This window comes from Kitasatospora xanthocidica (genome assembly GCF_014656195.1).
In the GTDB taxonomy this organism is placed as follows: domain Bacteria; phylum Actinomycetota; class Actinomycetes; order Streptomycetales; family Streptomycetaceae; genus Kitasatospora; species Kitasatospora xanthocidica.
In genome coordinates this window covers 195,500-220,023 of record NZ_BNBY01000004.1, presented here as the reverse complement: position 1 = coordinate 220,023, position 24,524 = coordinate 195,500, and the positions used below count along the sequence as shown (strand labels likewise).

20 protein-coding genes and 1 tRNA gene are annotated in these 24,524 nt (G+C 71.3%); 6 read left to right on the top strand and 15 right to left on the bottom strand.

Annotated elements, in window-relative coordinates:
* Positions 1–240 precede the first annotated feature (240 nt).
* Positions 241–1,671 carry a pyruvate kinase gene (pyk, locus tag IE332_RS09355; RefSeq protein ID WP_189914986.1) on the top strand — a complete coding sequence of 477 codons (1,431 nt, stop codon included), beginning with the start codon at positions 241–243 and terminating at the stop codon, positions 1,669–1,671.
* Positions 1,672–1,706: 35 nt separating this feature from the next.
* Here the strand turns inward: pyk and IE332_RS09350 are convergent, their stop codons facing one another.
* Positions 1,707–2,492 carry a helix-turn-helix domain-containing protein gene (locus IE332_RS09350; protein ID WP_189915394.1) on the bottom strand — a complete coding sequence of 262 codons (786 nt, stop codon included), beginning with the start codon at positions 2,490–2,492 and terminating at the stop codon, positions 1,707–1,709.
* Between the two features lie 119 nt (positions 2,493–2,611).
* Positions 2,612–2,684, bottom strand: a tRNA-Leu gene (locus IE332_RS09345).
* Between the two features lie 100 nt (positions 2,685–2,784).
* Between IE332_RS09345 and IE332_RS09340 the strand changes: the two genes are divergently transcribed.
* On the top strand, positions 2,785–3,441 hold the full coding sequence (locus tag IE332_RS09340) for an ANTAR domain-containing response regulator (RefSeq protein WP_189914985.1): 657 nt from the start codon (positions 2,785–2,787) through the stop codon (positions 3,439–3,441).
* Positions 3,442–3,502: 61 nt separating this feature from the next.
* Here the strand turns inward: IE332_RS09340 and IE332_RS09335 are convergent, their stop codons facing one another.
* The 6 genes from IE332_RS09335 to IE332_RS09310 all read right to left on the bottom strand — a co-directional run bounded on the left by IE332_RS09335 (position 3,503) and on the right by IE332_RS09310 (position 10,477).
* The gene (locus IE332_RS09335; protein WP_189914984.1) at positions 3,503–4,219 is read right to left on the bottom strand and encodes an ABC transporter ATP-binding protein; all 717 of its coding nucleotides are present in this window, start codon (positions 4,217–4,219) and stop codon (positions 3,503–3,505) included.
* The gene (locus IE332_RS09330) at positions 4,216–5,046 is read right to left on the bottom strand and encodes an ABC transporter ATP-binding protein (protein ID WP_189915392.1); all 831 of its coding nucleotides are present in this window, start codon (positions 5,044–5,046) and stop codon (positions 4,216–4,218) included. Before IE332_RS09330 ends, IE332_RS09335 begins: the two co-directional genes overlap by 4 nt.
* An 8-nt stretch (positions 5,047–5,054) precedes the next feature.
* Positions 5,055–6,986 (bottom strand): branched-chain amino acid ABC transporter permease, encoded by a 1,932-nt coding sequence (locus IE332_RS09325; protein WP_229928464.1) that lies wholly within the window; start codon positions 6,984–6,986, stop codon positions 5,055–5,057.
* 5 nt (positions 6,987–6,991) lie between these two features.
* On the bottom strand, positions 6,992–7,921 hold the full coding sequence (locus IE332_RS09320) for a branched-chain amino acid ABC transporter permease (RefSeq protein WP_189914983.1): 930 nt from the start codon (positions 7,919–7,921) through the stop codon (positions 6,992–6,994).
* Between the two features lie 156 nt (positions 7,922–8,077).
* Positions 8,078–9,313, bottom strand: coding sequence for a branched-chain amino acid ABC transporter substrate-binding protein (locus IE332_RS09315; RefSeq protein WP_189914982.1), 1,236 nt, complete (start codon positions 9,311–9,313; stop codon positions 8,078–8,080).
* Between the two features lie 675 nt (positions 9,314–9,988).
* Positions 9,989–10,477 carry a PaaI family thioesterase gene (locus tag IE332_RS09310; RefSeq protein WP_229928463.1) on the bottom strand — a complete coding sequence of 163 codons (489 nt, stop codon included), beginning with the start codon at positions 10,475–10,477 and terminating at the stop codon, positions 9,989–9,991.
* A 302-nt stretch (positions 10,478–10,779) separates the two neighbouring features.
* Between IE332_RS09310 and polA the strand changes: the two genes are divergently transcribed.
* Both polA and IE332_RS09300 read left to right on the top strand, forming a co-directional pair.
* Positions 10,780–13,467 (top strand): DNA polymerase I, encoded by a 2,688-nt coding sequence (polA, locus tag IE332_RS09305; protein WP_189915386.1) that lies wholly within the window; start codon positions 10,780–10,782, stop codon positions 13,465–13,467.
* Between the two features lie 183 nt (positions 13,468–13,650).
* Positions 13,651–14,412 carry a GNAT family N-acetyltransferase gene (locus IE332_RS09300; protein WP_189914981.1) on the top strand — a complete coding sequence of 254 codons (762 nt, stop codon included), beginning with the start codon at positions 13,651–13,653 and terminating at the stop codon, positions 14,410–14,412.
* Here IE332_RS09300 and IE332_RS09295 read toward each other — a convergent pair.
* Positions 14,370–14,531, bottom strand: a complete 162-nt coding sequence (locus IE332_RS09295; RefSeq protein WP_189914980.1) for a hypothetical protein — start codon at positions 14,529–14,531, stop codon at positions 14,370–14,372. The two genes, IE332_RS09300 and IE332_RS09295, sit on opposite strands and share 43 nt — an antisense overlap.
* 170 nt (positions 14,532–14,701) lie before the next feature.
* Between IE332_RS09295 and IE332_RS09290 the strand changes: the two genes are divergently transcribed.
* Positions 14,702–15,487, top strand: coding sequence for a hypothetical protein (locus IE332_RS09290; protein WP_189914978.1), 786 nt, complete (start codon positions 14,702–14,704; stop codon positions 15,485–15,487).
* Positions 15,488–15,688: 201 nt separating this feature from the next.
* On the opposite strand, the gene IE332_RS09285 is transcribed toward IE332_RS09290, so the two are convergent.
* Complete coding sequence (locus IE332_RS09285; protein WP_189914976.1) at positions 15,689–16,204, bottom strand: hypothetical protein; 516 nt, start codon at positions 16,202–16,204, stop codon at positions 15,689–15,691.
* Between the two features lie 207 nt (positions 16,205–16,411).
* Here IE332_RS09285 and IE332_RS09280 point away from each other — a divergent pair, with 207 nt between their 5' ends.
* Positions 16,412–17,260, top strand: a complete 849-nt coding sequence (locus tag IE332_RS09280) for an LLM class F420-dependent oxidoreductase (RefSeq protein ID WP_189914974.1) — start codon at positions 16,412–16,414, stop codon at positions 17,258–17,260.
* Positions 17,261–17,328: 68 nt separating this feature from the next.
* Here the strand turns inward: IE332_RS09280 and IE332_RS41835 are convergent, their stop codons facing one another.
* From IE332_RS41835 to IE332_RS09255, 5 genes are all read right to left on the bottom strand, one after another.
* Positions 17,329–18,717, bottom strand: a complete 1,389-nt coding sequence (locus IE332_RS41835; RefSeq protein ID WP_268256545.1) for an ATP-binding protein — start codon at positions 18,715–18,717, stop codon at positions 17,329–17,331.
* 103 nt (positions 18,718–18,820) lie between these two features.
* Positions 18,821–20,020, bottom strand: coding sequence for a helix-turn-helix domain-containing protein (locus IE332_RS09270; protein ID WP_189914972.1), 1,200 nt, complete (start codon positions 20,018–20,020; stop codon positions 18,821–18,823).
* Positions 20,021–20,119: 99 nt separating this feature from the next.
* Positions 20,120–20,794: an HAD family hydrolase gene (locus IE332_RS09265; RefSeq protein WP_189914969.1), complete on the bottom strand. Its 675-nt coding sequence runs from the start codon at positions 20,792–20,794 to the stop codon at positions 20,120–20,122.
* A 58-nt stretch (positions 20,795–20,852) separates the two neighbouring features.
* Positions 20,853–23,393: an ATP-dependent helicase HrpB gene (gene hrpB, locus IE332_RS09260; RefSeq protein ID WP_229928462.1), complete on the bottom strand. Its 2,541-nt coding sequence runs from the start codon at positions 23,391–23,393 to the stop codon at positions 20,853–20,855.
* Between the two features lie 4 nt (positions 23,394–23,397).
* Positions 23,398–24,312, bottom strand: coding sequence for a class I SAM-dependent methyltransferase (locus IE332_RS09255; protein ID WP_189914967.1), 915 nt, complete (start codon positions 24,310–24,312; stop codon positions 23,398–23,400).
* Positions 24,313–24,524: the final 212 nt, after the last annotated feature.

Here is a 24,524-nt window from a genome sequence, read left to right as displayed (position 1 = left end):
ACGAGCGTCCCGCCGGGCGGGGAGCGGCAACGGAAGCCACGATGAACGAAGGGTGAACACCCCTTCACGGAATCGCATCGACCGACCCGTTCGCCGGAGCGCCCGGAGAGGCCCCGGAGGCGGCGCTCGCACACCGGTCCGAGGATGTGTCAGATTGTTCAACTCGCCTTACGCCAAAGGTCATCCCGCAAGCCGGACCCGCCTCGTTGTTACGCGCCGGTAATGCCTAGTCTCAGCACTATGCGCCGAGCAAAAATCGTCTGCACCCTCGGGCCCGCCGCCGACTCGTACGACCAGATCAAATCCCTGGTCGACGCCGGAATGGACATCGCCCGATTCAACCTCAGCCACGGCACGCACGCCGAGCACGAGGAACGCTACCGCCGCGTCCGCAAGGCCGCCGACGAGACCGGCCGCAGCGTCGGCGTCCTCGTCGACCTTCAAGGCCCGAAGATCCGGCTCGACACCTTCGCCCACGGGCCGGTACTCCTCGAACGCGGCGACGAGTTCACCATCTCCACCGACAAGGGCGTCGTGGGGGACAAGGACGGCTGCGGAACCACCTACTCCGGACTCGCCGGCGACGTCAGCCGCGGCGAACGCATCCTGGTCGACGACGGCCGGGTCACCCTCGAAGTCGTCGCCGTCGACGGCCCCAGGGTGCGGTGCCTCGTCATCGAGGGCGGCCTGGTCTCCGACCACAAGGGCCTCAACCTCCCCGGCGTCGCCGTCTCCGTCCCCGCACTCAGCGACAAGGACGTCGCCGACCTGCGGTGGGGGCTGCGCACCGGGGCCGACCTGATCGCGCTCTCCTTCGTCCGGAGCGGGCGCGACATCGAGGACGTCCACCGGATCATGGCGGAGGAGGGGCGGTACGTCCCGGTCATCGCCAAGATCGAGAAGCCGCAGGCGGTGGAGGACCTCGAGTCCGTCGTGGACGCCTTCGACGGCATCATGGTGGCCCGCGGCGACCTGGGCGTGGAGATGCCCCTCGAACAGGTCCCGCTGGTCCAGAAGCGCGCCATCAAGCTGGCCCGGCGCAACGCCAAGCCGGTCATCGTGGCCACCCAGATGCTCGACTCGATGATCAACGCCTCCCGGCCGACCCGCGCCGAGGCCTCCGACGTCGCCAACGCCGTCCTCGACGGCACCGACGCGGTGATGCTCTCCGGGGAGACCTCGGTGGGCAAGTACCCCGTCGAGACGGTCAAGACCATGGCCCGGATCATCGAAGCCGCCGAGAACGACATCCTCGCCGCCGGCCTCCCCCCGCTGACCGCGGGCAGCAAGCCGCGCACCCAGGGCGGCGCCGTCGCCCGCGCGGCCGCCGAGATCGGCGACTTCCTGCACGCCAAGTACCTGATCGCCTTCACCCAGTCCGGCGACACCGCCCGCCGGCTGACCCGCTACCGCTCGCCGATCCCGGTGCTCGCCTTCACCTACGAGCCCGCCGTGCGCAGCCAACTCGCCCTCACCTGGGGCGTGGAGACCTTCCTCGGCCCGTTCGCCCCGACCACCGACCAGATGGTCGAACAGGTCGACGCGGCCCTGCTCTCCCTCGGCCGCTGCCAGAAGGGCGACATCGTCGTCATCACCGCCGGCTCCCCACCCGGCCTCGCCGGCTCCACCAACCTCGTCCGCGTCCACCACGTGGGAACCCTGGACGCCTGAGCGGCCCATCGGCGGGGGGGGGGNCCGCGCCGCCGTCAGTACTTGGGGCCGATGTGGGCGTCCATGAGGGCCACGGAGTCCTTGCGGGCGACGGAGATGTTGACCTGGCCGGTGGGGCGGGGGATCGCGGCCTTCCACTGGACGCCGACGGCGTCGAGGGTGGCGGTGAAGAGGGCGATGATGTCGGTCGAGGTGTTGGTGAAGAAGTATCGCGGGTATTCGTGGCGCTTTGTGACGCCACGGACTGTGCGGGTGGCCCAGTTGGTGATGCGGCAGCCGTCGGAGTGGATCAGCCCGCGCAGGAACTCCCAGGGGTGCTCGTCGACGATCTCCTGTTGCCAGGGGGCCAGGGCTATGGTGCGCTCGTGCTTCTTGCCAGGGCCGTGTTGGGGAAAGTGGCAGGTCAGGTGAACTGAGTGGAGCTTGACGTTGTGACAGCCGGGGCGCTGCAGCCGGTAGGTGTTGTTCCTCGGAAATACCTGACGCATGGCTTGCTCGATGGAATCCATGACTCCCGGCCACTTGTCGTCGCAAGTGATGAACAAGCTCTGGGCCCGGCACAGCTTTGAGCGGGTGATGTGGCCGTCGCCCAGGTAGGCGCCGAGCAAGTAGGCATAGGCCGGGTGGTTGAGCTCGTCGGCGTAGCAGCGGGGGCATGTGGTGCGCTCAGGGGCGGGGAAATTTCCGTGCTTGGCACGATCCTGTTGCTTCCACCACGAGACGGTGCCGGATGGGACCCCGAGCCGGCGGGAGACGTCACAGTTTCGGGTGCCCTGGCGTAGCAGCAGGACGGCTTCTTCACGCGTGGATCGAACTGCCATACGGGTGATCTTGCGCAGCGTAGGCTGAATGCGCGGGCGAATTGGACAGTTTCCACCCGGACGGATGAAGATCGCCAAGCATTAGGTTACCCTAAATGACTTTGGAATCGAAGGAAAAGTGCCCCGAGTGGGATTCGAACCCACGCTGGCGGCGTTTTGAGTGCCGTGTCTCTCCCGCTGGACTACCGGGGCATGCGCAGATTCGAAGGTTGCCCCCCGACCCTGCTGAGTTCAAACATACCGTGTCTAGGTACCCTCGTGCATGCAGTACCCCGCCGGAACTAGGAGCCCCGTGAGCACCGCCGACGAGCAGGCACAGCCGCTTGAGACCGATACGCCCCAGATCACCCGGATCGTGATCGCCGAGGACGAGGCGTTGATCCGCCTCGACCTCAAGGAGATGCTCGAGGAGGAGGGGTACACCGTCGTCGGCGAAGCGGGGGACGGGGCGACGGCGGTGAAGCTCGTGGAGGAGCTGAAGCCGGATCTGGCGATCTTCGACGTGAAGATGCCGGTGCTGGACGGGCTGTCGGCCGCGGAGCAGATCCACGAGAAGCACCTGGCTCCGGTGCTGATGCTGACGGCGTTCTCGCAGCGGGAGCTGGTGGACCGGGCGCGGGACGCGGGGGCGATGGCGTACATCGTCAAGCCGTTCTCGAAGGCGGACCTGGTGCCGGCGATCGAGATGGCGGTGTCGCGGCACACCGAGATGCGGGCGCTGGAGAAGGAGATCGGGGATCTCACCCAGCGGCTGGAGACCCGGAAGCTGGTGGACCGGGCGAAGGGCGTGCTGCAGACGAAGTTCGGGCTGACCGAGCCGGCCGCGTTCCGGTGGATCCAGAAGACCTCGATGGACCGGCGGATGACGATGGCGGCCGTGGCCGAGGCCGTCATCGAGGAGGGCGACGCCCAGGACCGCAAGAAGGCGGAAGAGGGCACGTCCGAGTAGTACGCGGACACGGCGAAGGGCCCGGCGGACAGTGTCCGCCGGGCCCTTCGTGCGTACGGGGTCAGTCCTCGCCGAGGTAGGCCTTGCGGACGGACTCGTCGTGGAGGAGGTCCGCGCCGGTCCCGGAGAGGACGATGCGGCCGGTCTCCATGACGTAGCCCTGGTCGGACAGCGACAGGGCCGCCTGGGCGTTCTGCTCGACCAGGAGGATGGTCGTGCCGGAGGCCTTGAGCTCGATGATGGTCGCCATGATCTTCTGCATCATCAGCGGGGAGAGGCCCATGGAGGGCTCGTCCAGCATGAGCAGCTTGGGCTGGGACATCAGGGCCCGGCCCATGGCGAGCATCTGCTGTTCGCCGCCGGAGAGGGTGCCGGCGGCCTGCTTGCGGCGTTCGCCGAGGATGGGGAAGAGGCCGTAGGCGCGTTCGACGTCGGCGGTGATTCCGGCGGTGTCGGTGCGCAGGAAGGCGCCGAGGAGGAGGTTCTCCTCGATGGTCATGCGGGGGAAGATGTGCCGGCCTTCGGGGGAGTGGGCGAGTCCGAGGGCGACGATCTTGTGGGCGGGGACGGTGCTCAGGTCCTGGCCGTCGAAGGTGATCCGGCCGGAGGTGGGCTTGAGGAGGCCGGACAGGGTGCGCAGGGTGGTGGTCTTGCCGGCGCCGTTGGTGCCGATGAGGGTGGTGACCTCGCCCTGGTTGACGGTGAAGCTGATGCCCTTGACGGCTTCGATCTTGCCGTAGGCGACGCGGAGGTCCTGGACTTCGAGGAGCGCGGTCACTTGGTGTCCTCCGGTGCTGCGGGGGTGGTGCCTTCTGCCGCGGGGGCGGCCTCTTCGAGCGGGGCGCCGAGGTAGGCGGTGATGACGCGTTCGTCGTTCTGGACGGTCTCGCGGTCGCCTTCGACGATCTTCTGGCCCTGGACGAGCACGGCGGTGCGGTCGCAGAGGTTGAAGATGAAGCGCATGTCGTGCTCGATGACGAGGATGGAGATGCCCTTGTCGCGGATGGCGAAGACGAGTTCCTCGGCGGCGCGGGTCTCCTGGGGGTTCATGCCGGCGGTGGGCTCGTCGAGGAGGAGCAGGCCGGGGTCGGAGGCGAGGGCGCGGGCGATCTCCAGTTTGCGCTGCTCGCCGTACGGGAGGTTGCGGGCGAGGTGTTCGGCCTTGTCGGCGAGGCCGGTGAACTCGAGGAGTTCCATGGCCTTGGCCCGGCTCTCGGCTTCGGCGCGGTGGTAGCCGGGGCCGCGGAGGATGGCGGAGAAGATGCCTTCCTTGGTGCGGGTGTGCCGGCCGACGAGGACGTTCTCCAGGACGGTCATGTTGGCGAAGAGCCGGATGTTCTGGAAGGTGCGGGCGATGCCGGCCTGGGTGACCAGGTGGGGCTTGGGCGGCAGCTGGACGTCGCGGTAGCGGACGGTGCCCTCGGTGGGGACGTACAGGCCGGTGAGGCAGTTGAAGAAGGTGGTCTTGCCGGCGCCGTTGGGGCCGATGAGGCCGATGATCTCGCCCTCGCCGACGGTGAGGGAGACGTCGTTGACGGCGGTGAGGCCGCCGAAGCGCATGGTGACGCCGGTGACTTCGAGCAGGGGTGCGGCGGTGGTGGTCATCGGGTCGGTCACGCCCCTGCCTTGGTGAGTGCGGTCGGCTCGCCGGTGGGCTGCGCCGGGATGGCGGCCTCGTGGAACTCCAGCTGCTGCCGCCGGTTGGGGATGAGGCCCTCGGGGCGGACGCGCATCAGGACGATGAGGGCGGCGCCGAAGGCGAGGAGCTGGTAGTCGGCGAGGAACTCGAGCTTCTTCGGGATGAGGAAGAGGAGGGTGGCGCCGGCCAGCGGGCCGCTGATGGTGCCCATGCCGCCGAGGATGACGGCGGCGAGCAGGAAGGCGGAGTTGGGCGGGAGGGCCTCGGCGAAGGTGTACTGGTCGGGGGTGACGGTGTAGCTGACGTGGGCCTGGACGGTGCCGGCGAGGCCGGCGAGGCAGGCGCCGAGGGCGAAGGCGAGGAGCTTGAGGCGGAAGCCGTTGATGCCCATGGCCTCGGCGGCGGTCTCGTCCTCGCGGATGGCGACCCAGGCGCGGCCGATGCGGGAGTTGCCGACGCGGGCGAAGATGAGCACGACCACGGCGGTGACCAGGAGCATCAGCAGGTAGTAGTTGGAGAAGCGGCCGAGTTCGATGCCGGCCACGGTGTGGGGCTTGCCGAGGTCGAAGCCGAAGATCTCCAGGTCGGGGATCCGCGGGATGCCGTTGGAGCCGTTGGTGACCTTGGGGCCGGTGGTGCCGTTGAGGTTGAGCATGGTGATGCGGAAGATCTCGCCGAAGCCCAGGGTGACGATGGCGAGGTAGTCGCCGCGCAGCCGCAGGGTCGGGGCGCCGATGATGACGCCGAAGATCATGGAGACGGCGGCGCCGGTGAGCATCGCGGCCCAGAACGGGAACTGGACGTGGATGGGCGAGGCGGGGGAGCCGGAGACCAGGGCGGCGGAGTAGGCGCCGACGCCGAGGAAGGCGACGTAGCCGAGGTCGAGCAGGCCGGCCAGGCCGACGACGATGTTGAGGCCGAGCGCGACGGTGGCGAAGATCAGGATGTTGGTGGCGACCGAGGTGTACTGGTCGCTGCTCTGGGTGAAGGGGAAGCTCGCGGCGGCGGCGAAGGCCGCGCCGGTGGTGACCGGGCGGTGCTTGACGGTCAGTGCGCGCAGCCGGGCGATCAGGCCGGACTTGGTGAGGGCGGCCAGCGTGGGGCCGGCGAACAGCAGGCAGCCGATGAAGAGTTCGCCGTACTCGGTGTCGATGCCGAAGGTGATCGCGAAGAGGCCGAGCCCGAAGGCGACGATGATCACCAGGACCTCGACCCAGGACGGCAGCGCGCGCGGGGCGTCGAGCGGGCGCTCGATCTTGCCCAGGCGCAGCCAGGTGTTGGCGAGGTGGCCGAGCTGGACGAGGAGGACGGCGCCGGTGGCGATGGCCACGCCGCCGGCGAGGGCGGTCAGCACGGGGGCGACCGGCTTGTCCTCGGGGATGGCGTGGGTGCCGAACCAGACGAGGGGGGCGGCCGGGACGAGCAGGAAGAGCCGCTTGTCGACGATCCGCAGCGGGACGGCGGTGCGCCGGTCGAGCGGGAGGCCGAGGGCGCCGAGGACGGTGATCAGGCCGCCGGCGGCGAGGACCCAGCCGCCGGGTTCGAGGTTGACGAGGCCGTCGAGTTCGACGGCGATCGAGGCGACGGAGTAGACGCTGACGGCCAGGGTGCCGGTGGCGGCGTACAGGACGGCGTTGTTGCTGCCGGCGGGGGTGGCCCAGCGCAGTCCGGGGACGCCCTGGGAGCCGAGCAGCACGACCAGGGTGAGGAGGCCGGCGGCGAGGGCGAGCCACTGGAGGCCGGCCGGGGAGCCGTAGAAGGTGAGGTCGCCGGGGAAGTCGGAGGTCCAGGTCCAGGCCATGGCGGCGGAGGCGGCGGTGGCGAGCGCGCCGAGGCCGGTGAGGGCCGCGGCGGCGCGGGCCGGCAGGGGGATGACCGGGGTGGTCTCGGTGGTCGTGGTGGTCATGGTGGTCACGCCCTGTCCGCGACGCGCTCGCCGAGCAGGCCCTGGGGCCGGACGAGGAGCACGAGGATGAGGAGAACGAAGGCCCAGACGTCCTTCCAGGCGCCGCCTCCGAAGAGGTGCATGCCGGGCAGGTGCTGGATGTACCCGGTGGCGAGGGCCTCGGCGAGGCCGAGGGCGAGGCCGCCGAGCATGGCGCCGTAGATGTTGCCGATGCCGCCGAGGACGGCGGCGGTGAAGGCCTTGAGGCCGAGGATGAAGCCCATCCGGAAGTCGACCTGGCCGCTGCGCAGGCCGTAGGCGACGGCGGCGACGGCGGCGAACGCGGCACCGATGGCGAAGGCCATGACGATGATGCGGTCGGTGTCGATGCCCATCAGCTTGGCGGTGTCCGGGTCCTGGCTGGTGGCCTGCATGGCGCGGCCGGAGCGGGTGCGGGTGACGAACCAGCCGAGGGCGAGCATGCAGAGCGGGGCGGCGATGATCAGGAAGAGGTCGCTGCGCTGGATGGTGACGGAGCCGAGGCTGAAGGGGTCGCCGGGGATCTTGGGGAAGACCCGGGCCTTCTTGGCGTCGGGGTAGAAGGAGAAGACCAGCTGCTGCAGGAAGATGGACAGCCCGATCGCGGTGATCAGCGGGGCGAGCCGGGGCGCGTTGCGCAGGGGGCGGTAGGCGAACCGCTCGGCGGCGACGGCGGTGAGGGTGGAGACCAGGACGCCGGCGATCAGCATCAGCGGTAGGGCCAGCCAGAGGGTGGTGCCGCCGGGGAGGGCGAGGTAGGCGGTCAGGGCGCCGAAGCCGCCGACCATGACGATCTCGCCGTGGGCGAAGTTGATGAGCTGGACGATGCCGTAGACCATCGTGTAGCCGATCGCGACGAGCCCGTAGAGGGCTCCGAGGATCAGGCCGTTGGCCAGCTGCTGCGGTAGGTCGTGCACCGCTGGGCCTCCGTAGTGCGTTCGGGGGTGTCCGCGTGGGTGGTGGATGTGGGGGCGCGCGGGGGCACTCGTGGCGCCCCCGCGCGCTGGGTGGTGAAGTGGAGCCGGTTTTCCGGGTGGCGACGTGCTGCCGCCCGGCTTGGTGGTGACGCCGGGTCAGCCGCTGAAGGTGCCGGTCTTCTCCACGTCCCACTTGCCGTCCTTGACGGCGTAGACGGTGAGCTGCTTGTTGGTGGTGTCGCCGAACTCGTCGAACGAGACCTTGCCGGTCACGCCGTCGAAGGAGACCTTCTGGACGGCGTCGACGACGGCGGCGCGGGGGTTGGCCGGGAGCTTGCCGTTGTTGGCGGCGACGACGGCCTTGACGGCCTGGACGATGGCCCAGCCGCTGTCGTAGGAGTAGCCGCCGTAGGTCTCGTAGGCGTCCTTGTAGCCCGCGGCCTTGTAGTCGGCGATGAACTTCGCGGCGGTCGGGAGCTGCTCGACGGCGCCGCCGACGGCGGTGGCGAGGTCACCGGCGCTCTTCGGGTTGAGCTTGATGAAGTCCTTGCTCTGCATGCCGTCGCCGCCCATCAGCGGGATGTTGACGCCGGCGTCCTTGAGCTGGAGGGAGAGCGGGCCGGCCGCGGGGTACTCGCCGCCGTAGTAGACGGCCTCGGCGCCGGAGGCCCGGACCTTGGTGACGATGGCGGCGAAGTCGCGGTCGTCCGGGTTGACGTGCTCCTCGCCGACGATGGTGCCGCCCTGCTTGGTGTACTCGGCCTTGAAGGTGGCGGCCAGGCCGGCGCCGTAGGTCTTCTGGTCGTCGATGAGGAAGACCTTGGACTTCTTGGCGTCCTTGGCGAGGTACTGGGCGGCGAAGGGGCCCTGGACGGCGTCGGTGGTGGCGGTGCGGAAGTACGTCTTGAAGGGGCGCGTCTTCTCGCCGCTGGCCCACTTCTCGCCCTGGCTGAGGGCGACGCCGGTGTTGGCGGGGGAGATCTCGACCAGGTTGGCGTCGGCGAAGATCTGCTGCATCGACTGGGCGACGCTGGAGTTCAGCGGGCCGACGACGCCGATGACGCTGGTGTCGCCGACGAGCTGGGTGGCGTTCTGCTGGCCGGGGCCGGGCTTGCCGGTGTCGTCCAGGGCCTTGATCTGGAACTTGACGCCGGGGACCTCGTTGGCCTCGTTGGCCTTCTTCACCGCGAGCTCGACGGAGTTGCGGATGCCGAGGCCGATGGCGGAGAGGTCGCCGGTGAGCGGGGCGTCGATGCCGATGGTGACGGTGGTGGCGGAGCCGCCGCCGCTGCCTCCGTCACCGGACTTCTTGTCATCGCGGGAGCCGCAGGCGCTGAGGCTGAGGGCGGCGATCACGGCAATGCTCACGACAACTGCTGAACGGTGACGCACGAGGGTCCCCTTCGGTTCAGAATGCGCCCGCGCCGGAGTGGCGGGAGCCGGGGTGCGCGGAGGGCCAGGCCCAATCGGATGGCGCGGTGACTGGCCGTGACTCTAGGCGCCGTTGGGCGGCTCGGGCAGTGCTGCGAGCAGGCTGTGATTCTCTTGTTATGAGCACACGGAGCAGTTGTCTCAGCATGTGGTCGTTTCGGCTCGATCGATCCGGCGATCGTGGGCGTTTAGGCGCTGATGGGGCGATGTAAGGCCCAGAAATAGGGGTTGCAGCTGGCATCACCGATATCCGGACGGTCGCGTTCGATTCCCGCGTTTCGGCCGCGCGAGTCCGGAATCCGGACCTTGAGCGTGTGGCGACGCGGTTTCGGCGGTGGCGGGAGGTCCTGGAACCGAAGCGCGCCCGGATTTCCTGCCTGTTACACAGCGTTACGCGCATGGAAAACATCGGCGCGCGCGGGAGACGCGAACCGCCCCCTCGTCCAGACCAACGCCTGCCCAGAGTGGCAGATGGTCAAACAAGGGGGCGGTAAAGGGACTTGATGCTGTCTTGACTGAACTTGCGCCGACCGTGCGGACGTCGAAGGCCTTGAAGACGTTGAAGACGTTGAAGACGTTGACGACGTCGTGGAGGTCGGGGGTGTGGCGGGTGTGGCGGAGGTGGTGCGGTGGCCGTCAGAGGTCGCGCAGCATGCAGGTCAGCCGGCAGCTGGTGACCCGCTTGCCGGTGTCGTCGGTGATCGCGATCTCGTAGGTGGCGGCGGTGCGGCCCTTGAACACGGCCGTCGCCACCCCGGTGACCAGGCCGGAGGTCGCCGAGCGGTGGTGGGTCGCGTTGAGGTCCACACCGACCGCGTACCGGCCGGGGCCGGCGTGCAGCATCGCCCCGATCGAGCCCAGCGTCTCGGCCAGCGCCGCCGACGCGCCGCCGTGCAGCAGCCCGTACGGCTGCTGGTTGCCCTCCACCGGCATGGTGCCGACCACGCGGTCGCCGGAGGCCTCCACGATCCGGATGCCGAGCTTCTCGCCGAGGTGGCCGCCGGAGAAGGTCTCCGGGCTGACGCCGAGCTTGGCGAAGTGGTCCAGCACCTCCTGCGGGACGTTCAGGACGGGGGTGCTGTCGGGGACGGTGTCGGGGGCGGTGTCGGGGGCCGCATCGGTCATCGGGGAACTCCTGCCGCTGGGGGATCACGGGTGCTGCTGCCTGTGATCGTACGACCGTCCTACTCGGCGGTACCCCGTGCGGGCGGGGGCTGGCGTGGCGGGGCCGGGTGGGTGCCGACGGGTCCGCCGGCCGGCCGCCGGTACGGCCCCGACCCCGCCGGTGCCGTGCCCCTTTTGTCGGTGCCGGGCCATAGGATCGGTGGCCGGTAGTGGAATCGGCAGGAACGGACGTTGACGTGGCTACGCAGAGTACGGACAAGGGCGCGACGGGTGGCGGCGGAGCCGGTCCGCGGCCCCGGCTGATGCTGCTCGACGGGCACTCGATGGCCTACCGGGCCTTCTACGCCCTGCCGGTGGAGAACTTCAACACCGCCACCGGGCAGCCCACCAACGCGGTCTACGGCTTCGCGTCGATGCTCGCCAACACCGTCCGCGACGAGCGGCCCACCCACCTCGCCGTCGCCTTCGACCTCTCCCGGCAGACCTTCCGCTCCGTCGAGTTCCCCGACTACAAGGCGAACCGCGCCAAGACGCCGGACGAGTTCAGGAGCCAGGTCGGCCTGATCGGCGAGCTGCTCGACGCCATGAACATCCCCCGGCTGACGGCCGAGGGCTTCGAGGCCGACGACATCATCGCCACCCTCGCCACCGCCGCCGAGGCGGCCGGCTACGACGTCGACATCGTCACCGGCGACCGCGACTCGCTCCAGCTGGTCACCGACCACGTCACCGTCCTCTACCCCACCAAGGGCGTCTCCGAGCTCACCCGCTTCACCCCGGAGAAGGTCACCGAGAAGTACGGCGTCACCCCGCGCCAGTACCCGGACCTCGCCGCGCTGCGCGGCGACCCGTCCGACAACCTGCCCGGCATCCCCGGCGTCGGCGAGAAGACCGCCGCCAAGTGGGTCAACCAGTTCGGCTCCTTCGACGAACTCGTCTCCCGCGCCGACGAGGTGAAGGGCAAGATCGGCGAGAAGCTGCGCGACAACCTCGACTCGGTCAAGCGCAACCGCGTCCTCACCGAGCTGGTCCGCGACGTCGAACTCCCGCTCGGCGTCGCCGACCTGGCGCGCACCGCGTTCGACAAGTCCGCCGTCGGCACCCTGATGGAGTCGCTGGAGTTCCGCAACGCCAACTTCCGCGACCGCGTCTTCGGCATCGACCCGGCCGCCGGCGAGGCCGCCGAGGAGGCCGAGCTCGCCCCCGGCGTCGAGGTCGACGGCGAACTGCTCACCGACCCGGGCACCCTGGCCGCCTGGCTGCGCGAGCACGCCTCCGACGGCAAGAACGCGGTCGCCCTCGCCGCCGTCTACCAGTGGGCGCTCGGCACCGGCGAGGTCACCGAAGTGGCCCTCGCCGCGGGCGAGTCGGCCGCCTGGTTCGACCCGACGCTGCTCGCCGAGGAGGACGAGCGGGCCTTCGCCGACTGGCTCGCCGACCCGGCCGCCCCCAAGGCCCTGCACATCGCCAAGCAGGTCATGCGCGCCTTCGCCGAGCGCGGCTGGACCATCGCCGGGGTCGTCGCCGACACCGCGCTCGCCGCCTACCTGGAGAAGCCCGGCCGCCGCACCTTCACCCTGGAGGTGCTCGCCGAGGAGTACCTGGCCCGCTCCCTCACCCCGGCCCCCGCCGCCGAGAGCGGCCAGCTCACCTTCGACGCGCCGGAGGAGGACGAGACGGCCGCCGCGCAGTCGCTGATGCTCCAGGCCCGCGCCGTGCTCGACCTCGCCGCGCTCTTCGACACCCGCCTCGCCGAGGTCGGCGCCGCCGGGCTGCTGCACGACATGGAACTGCCCATCGCCGCCCTGCTGGCCCGGATGGAGCGCTACGGCATCGCCGCCGACCGCGAGTGGCTCACCGGCCTGGAGGCCCAGTTCGCCGCCGAGATCCAGCGCGTGGTGGAGGAGGCGCACGCCGCCGCCGGACACGAGTTCAACCTCGGCTCGCCCAAGCAGCTCCAGGAGATCCTCTTCGGCGAGCTCGCCCTGCCCAAGACCAAGAAGATCAAGACCGGCTACACCACCGACGCCGACGCCCTCACCTGGCTGGCCACCCAGACCGACAACGAGCTGCCGGTCATCCTGCTGCGCCACCGCGACCAGGCCAAGCTGCGCACCACCGTCGAGGGCCTGCTCAAGACCGTCTCGCCCAAGGGGCGGATCCACACCACCTTCAACCAGATGGTCGCCGCCACCGGCCGGCTCTCCTCGCAGGACCCGAACCTGCAGAACATCCCGGTCCGCACCGAGGAGGGCCGCGCCATCCGCCGCGCCTTCGTCGTCGGCGAGGGCTACGAGTCGCTGCTCACCGCCGACTACTCCCAGATCGAGCTGCGGATCATGGCGCACCTCTCCGAGGACGAGGCGCTGATCGAGGCCTTCGCCACCGGCGAGGACCTGCACACCACCGTCGCCTCCCAGGTCTTCGAGGTCCCCGGCGACGCGGTCGACGCCGAGATGCGGCGCAAGATCAAGGCGATGTCCTACGGCCTGGCGTACGGCCTGTCCGCGTACGGGCTCTCGCAGCAGCTCGGCATCAAGCCGGCCGAGGCCCAGGGCCTGATGGACACCTACTTCGAGCGCTTCGGCGGCGTGCGCGACTACCTGCGCCGGGTCGTCGACGAGGCCCGTGCCACCGGGTACACCGAGACTCTGCTGGGCCGCCGCCGCTACCTGCCGGACCTCAACAGCGACAACCGCCAGCGCCGCGAGATGGCCGAGCGGATGGCCCTCAACGCTCCGATCCAGGGCTCGGCCGCCGACATCGTCAAGATCGCCATGCTCCGGGTGGACGAGGCCCTGCGGGCGGCCGGGCTCACCTCCCGGATGCTGCTCCAGGTCCACGACGAAATCGTCCTGGAGCTGGCCCCCGGCGAGCGCGAGCAGGTCGAGGCGATCGTCCGCGAGCAGATGGCGGGCGCCTACCCGCTGCGCGCCCCGCTGGACGTCTCCGTCGGCCTCGGCGCCAACTGGGAGGCCGCCGCGCACTGACGGCGGCGTGCGGTACCCGGCGGGCCCGGACGCGTGGAGCGTCCGGGCCCGCCGTCACGTCGGCCCGACGGTGGTGCAGTGGGCGTGTGCGGGGCGTGTGCGGGCCCGGGGTGGCCGGTGGCCCAGCCGGCCCGTGCGGAATTGGCCCGTGCGATGGGTCAATTCCGTACTACCGTAGGCACAATGACAACAGGAGCCACTTCGACCGACCAGCCCGTCTCCCTGGCCGAGGCGCCGACGCGCCAGGCCCGCAACTCCGCCGCCTTCTGGACCGCGACCGGCCGGAGCCGGGGGCACGAGGTGATCCGGCGCCGCGGATACGTCGCGGTCGACGGCGACGAGCGGGCAGGACTGCGGGTCCTGATCCAGGAGCCCGACCTCGACCCCGGCGAACTGGCCGAGGTGAGCGAGCTGGTCCGCGGGGCCGCGGGGACGGCGTACGTCGAGGACCCGTTCAGCTCGACCGACCTGAACCACCTGGGCCTGCGCAACTGGCAGATGCCGATCATGCTCCGCCTGCCCGGGCCCGTCGCCGAACCGGCGCTGGACGTGATCCGGGTCCGGGAGCCCGAGGACCTCCGGACGGCCGAGCGGGTCGTGATCGAGGGCTTCGAGCTGGACGGGTTCGAGCCCTACCGCGCCGGCGAGCTCTTCCCGGCGGCACTGATCGAACAGCCGGGCGTGGACGTCTTCATCGCCTCGATCGACGGCGAGACCGCGGGAGCCTGCGTCAGCGTGCTGGACGACGGCGTCGGCAGCCACTACTGGGTCGCCACGTCCTCGGCGTTCCGGTCGCGCGGCGTGGGCCGGGCCGTCATGCTCGGCGCCCTCGCCCACCTGGCGGACCTGCCGGCCACGCTCACCGCCTCGAAGCTGGGCAGGCCGCTGTACGAGTCGCTGGGCTACACCGTCGCCACGCCCTCGACCTGGTGGGCGTCCTCCTGAACGACGGCCTCGCGCCCCGTGCCGCGCAGGAAGTCGGTGGGGCCGACTTCCTGCGCGCGGACGGACGGGCGGTAGGGCCGCGCCGGTGACTCGTGGTCACCGTAACTGCGCTCCGTCATCGGGATGTTGAGCCTTCAAAGGCATCGCGGTGGCGGCCGGTCCGGCTGGTGACACCCGACGGTGCGTGCGCGTAGCGTGGAGGGAGCCGGTCGGCACGGGACCGACCCGACGGTGACCGTGCGTCCACCTCGGACGACGCGGCCCCGGTCCCTGCGACTGAGGAGGAAGCATGTCCAGGGAACTGCTCTTCTACCGGACCGACGACGGCCTGATAGCGACGGGAAGACTCGGTACCGACGGCATCTTCGCCGGACTGGCCGACGGAAAGCTCGCCCCGAACTGGTCGATCATCGTGCCGGTCGGGCGGGAGCTGTTGTTCTACCGGGCCGGTGACGGGGTGATCTCGACCGGCCGGATCGACACGAACGGGATCTTCGCGGAGCTGGCCGAGGGGCAGCTGGCGGCCGGGTGGACCCACATCGTGCCGGTGGGACGGGAGTTGCTGTTCTACCGGGCCGGTGACGGGGTGATCTCGACCGGCCGGATCGACACGAACGGGATCTTCGCGGAGCTGGCCGAGGGGCAGCTGGCGGCCGGGTGGACCCACATCGTGCCGGTGGACCGCGAGCTGCTGTTCTACCGCGCCGGCGACGGCGGAATCGCCACCGGCAACCTCGACACCAACGGGATCTTCACCGACCTGGCCGGGGGCGGTCTGGCGCCGAACTGGTCGCTGATCGTGCCGGTGGGGCGGGAGTTGCTGTTCTACCGGGCGGGTGACGGAGTGATCTCGACCGGCCGGATCGACACCGAAGGCCTCTTCACCGAGCTGGCCGAGGGCGGTCTGGCGCCGAACTGGTCGATCATCGTCCCCGTGGGGCGGGAGTTGCTGTTCTACCGGGCCGGTGACGGGGTGATCTCCACCGGCCGGATCGACACCGAGGGGATCTTCGCCGAACTCGCCGAGGGCCAGCTGGAACCGGACTGGACCCGCATCATCGCCCTGACCGCCTGAGTACCGGCGTCACTTCCGGGTGTTCGACCCGGCGGGTGGGTTCGGCCGTGGCCCGAGGACCTCGGGCCACGGCCGGCAGGCGGCGGGGCAGCCGGTCGCGTCGAGCAGCGCCAGGGCGTTGGCCTCGCCTCGCTCGATCCACTCGACCCGTGGCGCGCCCCGTCGGTCCTTGGGTGGGCCCCTTCCGTGCCGCCGCCCGGGTCAGAACGCGGACGGGGAGGCGAGGGCGAGGTCGGTGACGGCGGGCCAGTGCTCATCCGGGGCGGTGACGATCACGTAGCCCTGCTGGGAGGGAAGTCGAGGCAGCAGGGCGCTGCGGCAGCCGTGGCTGTGGTGGATCTCGACGGGGGTGGGGGTGCCGTCGAGGCGGAGTTCGCCGGTGGAGGTGACGGTGTCGAGCGGCCCGAGCATCGTGCGGGGGTCGATGCGGCCCGAGTTGGCGAGGAAGTTGCCGAGTTGGGACTCCGGGGTGGTGACGGAGCCGATCCGGTGGACCGGTGGGAGGGGGCGCGAGGTCTGGACGATGGCGATGAACTCGCGGCCCAGGTGGTAGTCGAGGTCGAGGTGGCAGAGGTAGTCGTTGGTCGACTGCCGGCCGAGGAGGACGAACCACCCGGGCGGCGCGTCGCGGAGTACGGCGATCCGCTCGCCCCACTCCTCGGCGGTCTCGCGGTCGGTGGGGATGCGGAGCTCGCGCGGGCGGTCGTCGCGGTACACAGTGCTCTCCCAACAAGCCGGTGGGGAAGGAAGGTTGGAGCAAGTATCGCGTGCCGCTCGGGAATGGGCGGTCGGCACGGCCGGTTGGCCGTGCCGACGGACTCGGCGTGTTCGAGGCCGTTCGGCGGCGACCCGGCCGTGCGTACCTCGTGTGCGGTCCGGGGCCGCGGTGCGGTTGTCGGGCGGGAATCGACGGAGGCAGGCCTCGTGGAACTGGGTGTGTACGGTCTGAGCGCCAAGGCGACGGTGGGGCCGGCGGAGACGGCACGGCTGGCCCGCCGGGCCGAGGAGTTGGGTTACCGCTCCTGGTGGGTGGGGGACCACGTGGTGCTGCCCAGCCCCCGGGTACCCGACTCGCCGATGGCGCCCACCGACCCGATTCTCGACCCCCTGGTGCACCTGTCCTACGTCGCCGCGCTGACCGAGCGGTTGGAACTGGGCACCGGGATCCTCATCCTGCCGCAACGCAATCCGGTGGTGCTGGCCAAGCAGGTCGCCAGTCTCGACGTGCTGTCCGGTGGCCGGGTCCTCCTCGGTGTCGCACCCGGCTACCTCGAACCGGAGATGGCCGCGGTGGGCGTCCGGCTCGCCGAGCGCGGCGGCCGGACCGACGAGTACCTGGACGCGATGCGGCAGCTGTGGACCGAATCGGACCCGAAGTTCCACGGCCGGTACGCGAACTTCGAACACGTGGACGCCCATCCGCGCCCGGTGCGGCCCGACGGTCCGCGGATCGTGATCGGCGGGCACAGCCCGGCCGCGTACCGGCGGGCGGTCGCCAAGGGGCACGGCTGGATCGGCAACGGCAGCTCCCCGGAGGACCTGGCCACCCACCTCGAAGGGCTGCGCAAGGCGGCGACCGAGGTGTGCCGACCGGCGCGGCTGGGCCGGTTGGAGATCAACTTCATGCAGATCGATCTGGTCGAGGTGGACGCGGACAGCGCGCTGCGTTACGCGGAACTCGGCGTGGACCGGCTGCTGGTCTACCCGCTGCCGCTGGAGGACCCGGTCGCAGTGGGCACGTTCCTGGAGAGGCATGCCGATCTCCCCCGTTGACCGGGGAGGCGTTCCGCGTGGCGATGCCCACGCGTGGGAAGTCGGTGGGGTCGACTCCCAGTGCGCGATCAGAGATTGGCCGCTTGGGTGCGGCAGTGGGTGAGGGCGTAGGTGATGCGGGTGTCGGGGGTGGTGGTGGTGAGGAGTTCGCCGGCCTGGACGAGGGTGGTCCAGTAGGTGGTGGGGTCGCCGGTGCGGGGGAGGGGTCTGGCGGCGGTGAGGGAGAGGTAGGCGGTGGTGAGGTTGCCGGTGGTGAACCAGCGGGTGAGGCCGTGGTGGTGGCCGGGTCGGATGCCGCCCATGGCGTCGATGGCGACCAGGAAGAGGTCGATGACGGCGTGTTGGGTGGGGGTGAGGGTGGCGGGGATGTCGAAGACGCCGAGGGCTTCGAGGAGTTCGCCGGTGTCGTTCTCGGAGCTGGGGCGGGGGTGGGCGAGGAGCGAGTGGTAGCAGTCGTTGAGGCGGCGGGTGGTCTCGGCGAGGGGGATGGAGAGGGCGAGGCAGACGGCGCGGGCGGAGGGGAGGGGCTGGTGGGTGCGGCGGGCGAGGAGGGCGTAGGCCTGGGCGGGGGTGGCGGCGTGGTTGAGGGCGTCGCGGGCGAGGGTGGTGAGGCAGGGCTGTCGCATGAGTGGGGTGGCTTTCAGGCGGCGAGGCGGGTGGGGGGTGGGGGCGATGTGGGCCCAGACGAACTTGCCGATGCCGCCGGTGCGGGGGTGGTGGCCCCAGCGTTCGGCGAGTTCGTTGACGAGGTGGAGGCCGCGTCCGTGTTCGTCGTCGGGGGTGGTGGTGCGGGGGGTGGGGTGGCCGGTGCCGGCGTCGTGGACTTCGAGGCGCAGGCGGTCGCCGATGAGGGCGAAGCGGATTTCGATGAGGCGGTCGGTGGGGGCGTCCGAGTGCTGGACGGCGTTGGCGAAGAGTTCGCCGAGGAGGAGTTCGGCGGTGTCGCGGTAGCGGTCGCCGGCGGGGAGGGCGGTGAGGTAGGCGCGGAGGAGGTGGCGGGCGATGGGGGTGGAGGCGGGGTGGGAGTCGAGCCGGGCGGCGAACGTGCGGGGGCGGCGGCGCACGGGGTCTCCCGAGGTGGGGCGCGATGGGTGCTCGCCGCAGAAGTCGGGGATGGCGGCGGCGAGGAAGCCGCCCCCGTCGCTGAAGACCTTGGGGAGGTGGTCGCGCGTCTCGACGGCCCGGCCGCCGGTCACCATGTCGTGGGTCCAGGTGACCACGCCGTCGATGGTGCGCGCGCGCAGGGCGCTGACGATGACCTGCCAGCCCGGCCGCTGGTCAAGGGGATGCGTCGGGTCGTCATCCACGACGGTGAGCATGACCGTCCAGTCGCGGGCCTCGGCGAAGGCGCGGGCATGGCCGGTGAGGGGGAGGGCGGCGGCCGCGCCGCTGGTCGCGATGTACAGGGCGACGGGGACGCGGCGGACGGAGGTACGGTCGGGCTGATTTGGCGTCATGACGCCAAGAATTTCGTCGAGTCAGGCCATCGTGAACGTGCGGTGCGTGCCAGTTCTGGAAGTCATACCGGCCTCGCGTGATACGTCTCGTATCGGTACGGTCTCAGTGGGTGAACAGGCTGATACCGAGGATGCCGCCGAGCTTTCGTACGCGGGTGGTGCTGGCATGGCCGGCGCGCTGCATGATCGCCCCCGGAAGGGCCTGGTGGCGGGCCCAGTCGGGTTGTGCACTGCACACCTGGAGCAGTGTGTCCAGGGCGGCGTCGTACTGGCGGGTGTCGGCCTGGGCGAGGGCGACATCCAGGGCGAGCCGGTTGCGGGCGGCCTGAGGCAGCGGGGACAGGTCGCCGAGGTTGCGGGCGAGCGCCAGGGCTTTGGCGGGGTCGCCCATGACGGTGTGGATACCGATGGCCTGTGCGGTTACCGTGGTGGGCCCGTAGCTGGTGCCGTTGATCATGACATCGCGGCCCATGCGGGCGGCGACCGCATGTCCCTGGGAGAGCAGGTCGCGAGCCCGGTCGGCGTCACCGTGGCGGGAGGCGACCACGGCGGCGAAGGTGACGTGCCACCCGTAGGTGGCCAGCGTCTCCGGATTCCGTTCCGCGTAACGGGGCTCGATCGACGTGAACGCGTCCTCGGCAGTGGTGGTGGCCTGGTCCAGGCGGGCATCGCGCATGTAGATCCAGGACCGGCCGCACTCCACCATCGCGGCCCGCAGCGGGTCTGCGGCCTTGTGGACGTGGTGGCGGGCGTGGCCGATCGCTGCGTACGCGAGGTCTCGGGCGCCGTGGAACTGGGCTGTGTAGGAGGCGAGTCGGTATGCGTCGGCGAGGGTGCCGTGGGCCGCACACCGCTCGTCTTCCGGGGCGGAGTTCAGCAGGGCGGCCGCCTCGGTGATGGCGGGGACGACGAGGCTGCCGGCCCGGGTGTAGTCCCCGGCTCGGTAGTCCGCCCAAGCCCGATCCAGGTCGGCTCGCAGCACTGCGGCGTCCGGCGGTTCGACGTCGGCGCCGACTCCCGCGGCGGTGTCGTGCACCGCGCGGGACAGCGCCCGAAGCATCGCCCGGTCGCCGATCAGCGACGCCCTCCGGGGGGCCTGCTGCCCGAGGATCACCGACACGTCCGCGTGCAGTGCGCCGGACAGTTTGAGCAGTGAGGGCAGTCCGATGCTGCCTCCCTCCTTCTCGGCCTTGCGGACGGTCGGCACGGACACGCCGGCGGCCTCGGCGAGTTCTTCCTGCGTCATCCCGGCCCGCAGCATCTTGATCCGCTGGCCGGTGGAGTAGTCGGACCACTGCGTCATGGGTGCCTCCGAAGGTGAGCGGCCTCAAGGCGGACCGTACCCCCGCCGTCCTGCTCCCGGAACCGGAATCGAGGGATGACCAGCCGGATTGACGGCTTCTCAGCTGGTTGTGGGTGCGGGGAGGCCGAGCAGGGCTGCGATGCGGTCGGCAATGCCTGGGGCACCGTCCGCGAGGACGGTGGTGATGCCGAGGGCTTCGGCCGGGGGGAGGTTCCTCGGGTGGTCGTCCACGAAGACGCACGCCTCGCCGGGCAGCCCGAGCCGGTCCAGGGTGAGCTGGTAGATCGCCGGGTCGGGCTTGGCGATGCCCTCCCGCTCGGAGACCACCGCCACGTCGAACAATTCCCACACACCCAGGGCCTCGTACGGGTCGTACGGGTCGAGGCCGAAGGAGTTGGACAGCAGGGCGACGGCCAGACCGGCCTGCCGCGCCGAGCGGGCGAGCGCGATCATGTCGCCCGCCGGTCGAACGCCTGCCCATGCCCGGCCCATCAGGTTCTCGTGCTCCGCCAGGCCGAGTATCGGTGCTACCTGCCTGTTCCACTCCGCTTGGCCCAGTCGTCCGGCTTCGAGTTCCGTGTACAGGCGCCCGGCCTCCGGGTCGTGGCCGAGCGTGTGCCGCCATGCGTCGGCGTCGAGGCCCTGGGCGAGGCACCACGTGCGGTGGGCGGGCCCGGCATTGGCGGTGAGTACGCCGACGAAGTCCAGGATCAGGGCCGAGAAGGGGCGTTCGACTGCGGGGGAGCGGGTGACGCTCGGTGTGGTCAGTGCCATGGCGCGTTCCGTCCTCCGGTGGAGTGGCCTTTTCAGGACCGTACCCGTTGAACTTCGGTCACTTCCGGGCGTTGGTGCGCTTTGTGGGCTCGGCCGTGGTCGGATCTTCGGGCCAGGGGTGGCGGGGGTAGCGACCTCTGAGGTCAGCGCGGACAGCGTGGTAGCCGTTCTGCCAAAATCCCTCCAGGTCGCCGGTGATGGCGGCGGGGCGGCCGGCGGGGGAGAGCAGCTGCACGGTGAGCGGTACCCGGCCGCCGGCGAGCGCAGGGGCCGCCTTCCAGCCGAAGAGTTCCTGCAACTTGACGGCCAGTACCGGGCGTTCGGTGCTGTAGTCCACCCGTATCTTCGAGCCGCTGGGCACCGTGATGCGCTCGGGTGCCAACTCGTCCAGGCGGCCGGCCTGTCCGCTGGCCCAGGGGAGCAGGCGTTGCAGGGCGGCCGTCGTATCGATCCGGGCGAGGTCGGCGCGGCGGCGGGCGCGGGAGAGCTCGGGCTCCAGCCACTCTTCGGCGCGGTCGAGCAGCGCCTCGTCGCTGACGTCCGGCCACGGTTCGTCGAGGGCAGCGTGCAGGAAGGCGAGGCGTTCGCGCAGGTTGCCCGTGAACGTGAGGAGCGTGCTGACGCCCTCGCGGGTGAGGCCTTCGAGGATGGCGGCGCGGACGAGGGCGCGATCGGGACGGGCCAGAGGTTTCTCGGCGAGTTCGATGGCGCCGAGGGATTCGACCCGGCGGGCGGTGACCTCGTCGCGCCGGGTGTCCCAGTGGACCTCTTCGCGCGTGCTCAGCAGGGACGCGCCTGCGAGCAGGGCGGTCTCCTCATCGAGTGCCGCGGCGTGCAGCACCCGCGCCGAGTGCGCCCCCGCAGGCCGGTCGGCGACCGCGACGGCGAGCCAGGGCACGGCGCCGAGCACCGTGCCCGGGGCGAGTTCGGCCGCCGTCCCCGAGGCCATCAGGTACGGGCTGCGCTCGCCCGGGGCGGGTCGCTCGACCCTCGCTCGGGCGATGCGTTCAGGGAACGCCAGGGCGACGACGAGGCCGACGGCGGTCGCGTCGGGCAAGGCGGTGGCGGGTTCGTCGGAGGTGGCCCGCTGCAGCCGGCGGACTTCGTCCCGCCAGCGCCCGGCGTACGGGTCCTTGGCGGACCGCACCGTCCGCCACACCGCGCCGAGGTCGTCGCCCAGCGCACGCGGCGGCTCCTCGGAGAGCAGGGCGACCACCTCGGCCGCCCGGCGGGCGCCCACGGCGGGAGCGCCGTCGACGAGGGCGCGCCCGAGCCGGGGGTGCAGCCCGGTGCGGGCGAGCCGGACGCCGCGGTCGGTCGCCCGGCCGTCGGCGGAGACCGCCCCGAGGGCGAGCAGGGTCTCCCGGGCGGCGGCCATCGCCCCGGCGGGCGGAGCGTCGGGCAGGGCGAGGCCGGTGGCGTCCGGGTCGCCCCAGCAGGCGGCCTGGAGAGCGAAGGAAGTGAGGTCGGCGAGGGCGATCTCGGGGGTGGGGAAGCGGGCGGCGCGGGCGTCCTCGGCCTCCTGCCAGCAGCGGTAGACGGTGCCCGGGGCTTCGCGCCCGGCCCGTCCGGCGCGCTGGCGGGCGGCGGCGAGCGAGGCCCGTACGGTGACCAGTGCGGCCAAGCCGCGGGCGTGGTCGGTGCGCGGCTCCCGGGCGAGCCCGGCGTCGACCACGACGCGCACGCCGGGCACGGTGAGCGAGGACTCGGCGACGGCGGTGGCGAGCACGACCCGCCGCCCTTCGGACGGAGTGAGCGCGGCGTCCTGGACGGCCTGCGGGGCGCGCCCGTGCAGTTGCAGCACTTCGGCCGCCACTCCGCCCAACTGGCCGGCGACCCGGGCGATCTCGCCGACGCCGGGCAGGAAGCAGAGCACGTCCCCTTCCCGCTCGCTCAACGCCCGCCGTACCGTCGCGGCGACGTGGTCGAGCAGCGCGAAGTCCACCCGGGTGCCGTGTGCGGGCCGGACGGCGCGCGGTGGCGGTGCCCAGACGACGTCCACCGGGTGGGAGACCCCGTGGGCTTCCACCACCGGGGCGCCGCCGAGGAGTTCGGCCCAGGCCTCGGTGTCGGAGGTGGCCGAGGCGCAGACGAGGCGCAGTTCGGGCCGCAGCGCCGCCCGGACGTCCAGCAGGAAGGCGAGCGCGGTGTCGGCGTCCAGGTGGCGTTCGTGGCACTCGTCCAGCACCACGACGTCCACGCCGGGCAGCTCCTGGTCGCGCTGGAGCCGTTGCAGCAGCACGCCGGTGGTGACCACCTCGACGACCGTCTCCGGCCCGACCCGGCGCTCGCCGCGCACGGTGTACCCGACCTCGCGGCCCACGGAGGAGCCGAGCAGCCAGGCCATCCGCCGGGCGGCGGCCCGGACGGCGAGCCGGCGCGGCTCGGCGACCAGGACGCGGCGAACCGGTCCGGACTCCAGCAGCCCGGCCAGGGCGAGCGGCACCAGGGTGGTCTTGCCGGTGCCGGGCGGCGCGGCGAGGACGGCGGTGCCGTGCTCGTTCAGCGCACGGGCCAGCGCGGGCAGGGCGGTGCGGACGGGCAGGTCGCGCCAGGCCGGGTTCAGCGAGGCCGGGTTCGGTGAGACCGGGTTCGGCAAGGCGTCAGCCCCGCTCGGTGACGAAGATCGCGGTGCCGGGGATGAGCCGCCCGCGCAGCGGGGACCAGCCGCCCCACTCCTGCTCCAGGGCGGCCGGCCACTCGGGCTCGACCAGGTCGACCAGCCGGAAGCCGGCGGCGACGAGTTCGCGGACCCGGTCGCCGAGGGTGCGGTGGTGCTCGACGTAGGTGGCGCGGCCCTGCTCGTCCTGTTCGACGTACGGGGTGCGGTCGAAGTAGGAGGACACGGCGGTGAGGCCCTCGACGCCGGGCTCGTCGGGGAAGGCCCAGCGGATCGGGTGGGTCACCGAGAACACCCAGCGTCCGCCGGGCCGCAGCACCCGGTGCACCTCGCGCATCAGGGCCTCGGTGTCGGCGCTGAACGGGACGGCGCCGTACGCGGAGCAGGCGAGGTCGAAGGCGCCGTCGGCGAAGGGCAGGACGGCGGCGTCGGCCTGGACGACGGCGACCGGGGTGACGCCGCGGCCGAGGTCGATCCGGCGGGAGTGCTGGAGCTGGCGGTGGGAGATGTCGAGCGCGACGGGGCGGGCGCCGCGGCCGGCCAGCCAGCGCGAGCACTGGGCGGCGCCGGCGCCGATCTCCAGCACGTCCTTGCCCCGGACGTCGCCGAGCAGGCGGGCGTCGGCCTCGTCGAGGCCCTCGGGGCACCAGGTGAAGCGGTCGTCGCCGAGGAATTCGCCGTGTTCGTCCTGGTACTCGTCGGCGTTGCGGTCCCACCAGTGGCGGCTGGCCCGGCTGCTCTCCCCGACGCCGGCCTCGCGCCGCACCGCGTCGTCGTCGCCCTCGTCGTCGGCCTCGTCGTAGCCCTCGGCACCGGCCTCGGTCTCGGGCGCGAGTTCGACGTCGGCAAGATCGTCCAAGGAGGACTGGGGGGTGGTGGCCACGGTGACAATGCCCATCGCGTAGGGTATGGAGTGCGGAAGCGCCGCTGCCGCGAACCGGCCCGAGAGGGTCCGGATCCTGGCGGTGGCATCCGGGGAAGGGCCCCTCTGCGGGCGCCGCCGCGAGGCGCGCAACCGTGAGGATATGGCCTGATCCGTACCAGGCTCCACCGTCTTGTCTCTCTTGGCGTTGACCGTGCCTGGCCGTCCCCGTATGCTACAAGTTGCGC

Coding starts and splice junctions, on each gene's coding strand:
- IE332_RS09330 (WP_189915392.1), bottom strand. CDS start 5,046: ATGACCACCACCGCCGCACCCCTGCTCGAAGTCACCGGCGTCACCATG.
- IE332_RS09265 (WP_189914969.1), bottom strand. CDS start 20,794: ATGGCACTGACCACACCGAGCGTCACCCGCTCCCCCGCAGTCGAACGC.
- IE332_RS09325 (WP_229928464.1), bottom strand. CDS start 6,986: ATGACCACCACGACCACCGAGACCACCCCGGTCATCCCCCTGCCGGCC.
- IE332_RS09295 (WP_189914980.1), bottom strand. CDS start 14,531: ATGACGGAGCGCAGTTACGGTGACCACGAGTCACCGGCGCGGCCCTAC.
- IE332_RS09300 (WP_189914981.1), top strand. CDS start 13,651: ATGACAACAGGAGCCACTTCGACCGACCAGCCCGTCTCCCTGGCCGAG.
- IE332_RS09290 (WP_189914978.1), top strand. CDS start 14,702: ATGTCCAGGGAACTGCTCTTCTACCGGACCGACGACGGCCTGATAGCG.
- IE332_RS09255 (WP_189914967.1), bottom strand. CDS start 24,312: ATGGGCATTGTCACCGTGGCCACCACCCCCCAGTCCTCCTTGGACGAT.
- IE332_RS09350 (WP_189915394.1), bottom strand. CDS start 2,492: ATGGCAGTTCGATCCACGCGTGAAGAAGCCGTCCTGCTGCTACGCCAG.
- polA (WP_189915386.1), top strand. CDS start 10,780: ATGCTGCTCGACGGGCACTCGATGGCCTACCGGGCCTTCTACGCCCTG.
- pyk (WP_189914986.1), top strand. CDS start 241: ATGCGCCGAGCAAAAATCGTCTGCACCCTCGGGCCCGCCGCCGACTCG.
- IE332_RS09270 (WP_189914972.1), bottom strand. CDS start 20,020: ATGACGCAGTGGTCCGACTACTCCACCGGCCAGCGGATCAAGATGCTG.
- IE332_RS41835 (WP_268256545.1), bottom strand. CDS start 18,717: ATGACGCCAAATCAGCCCGACCGTACCTCCGTCCGCCGCGTCCCCGTC.
- IE332_RS09310 (WP_229928463.1), bottom strand. CDS start 10,477: ATGACCGATGCGGCCCCCGACACCGCCCCCGACACCGTCCCCGACAGC.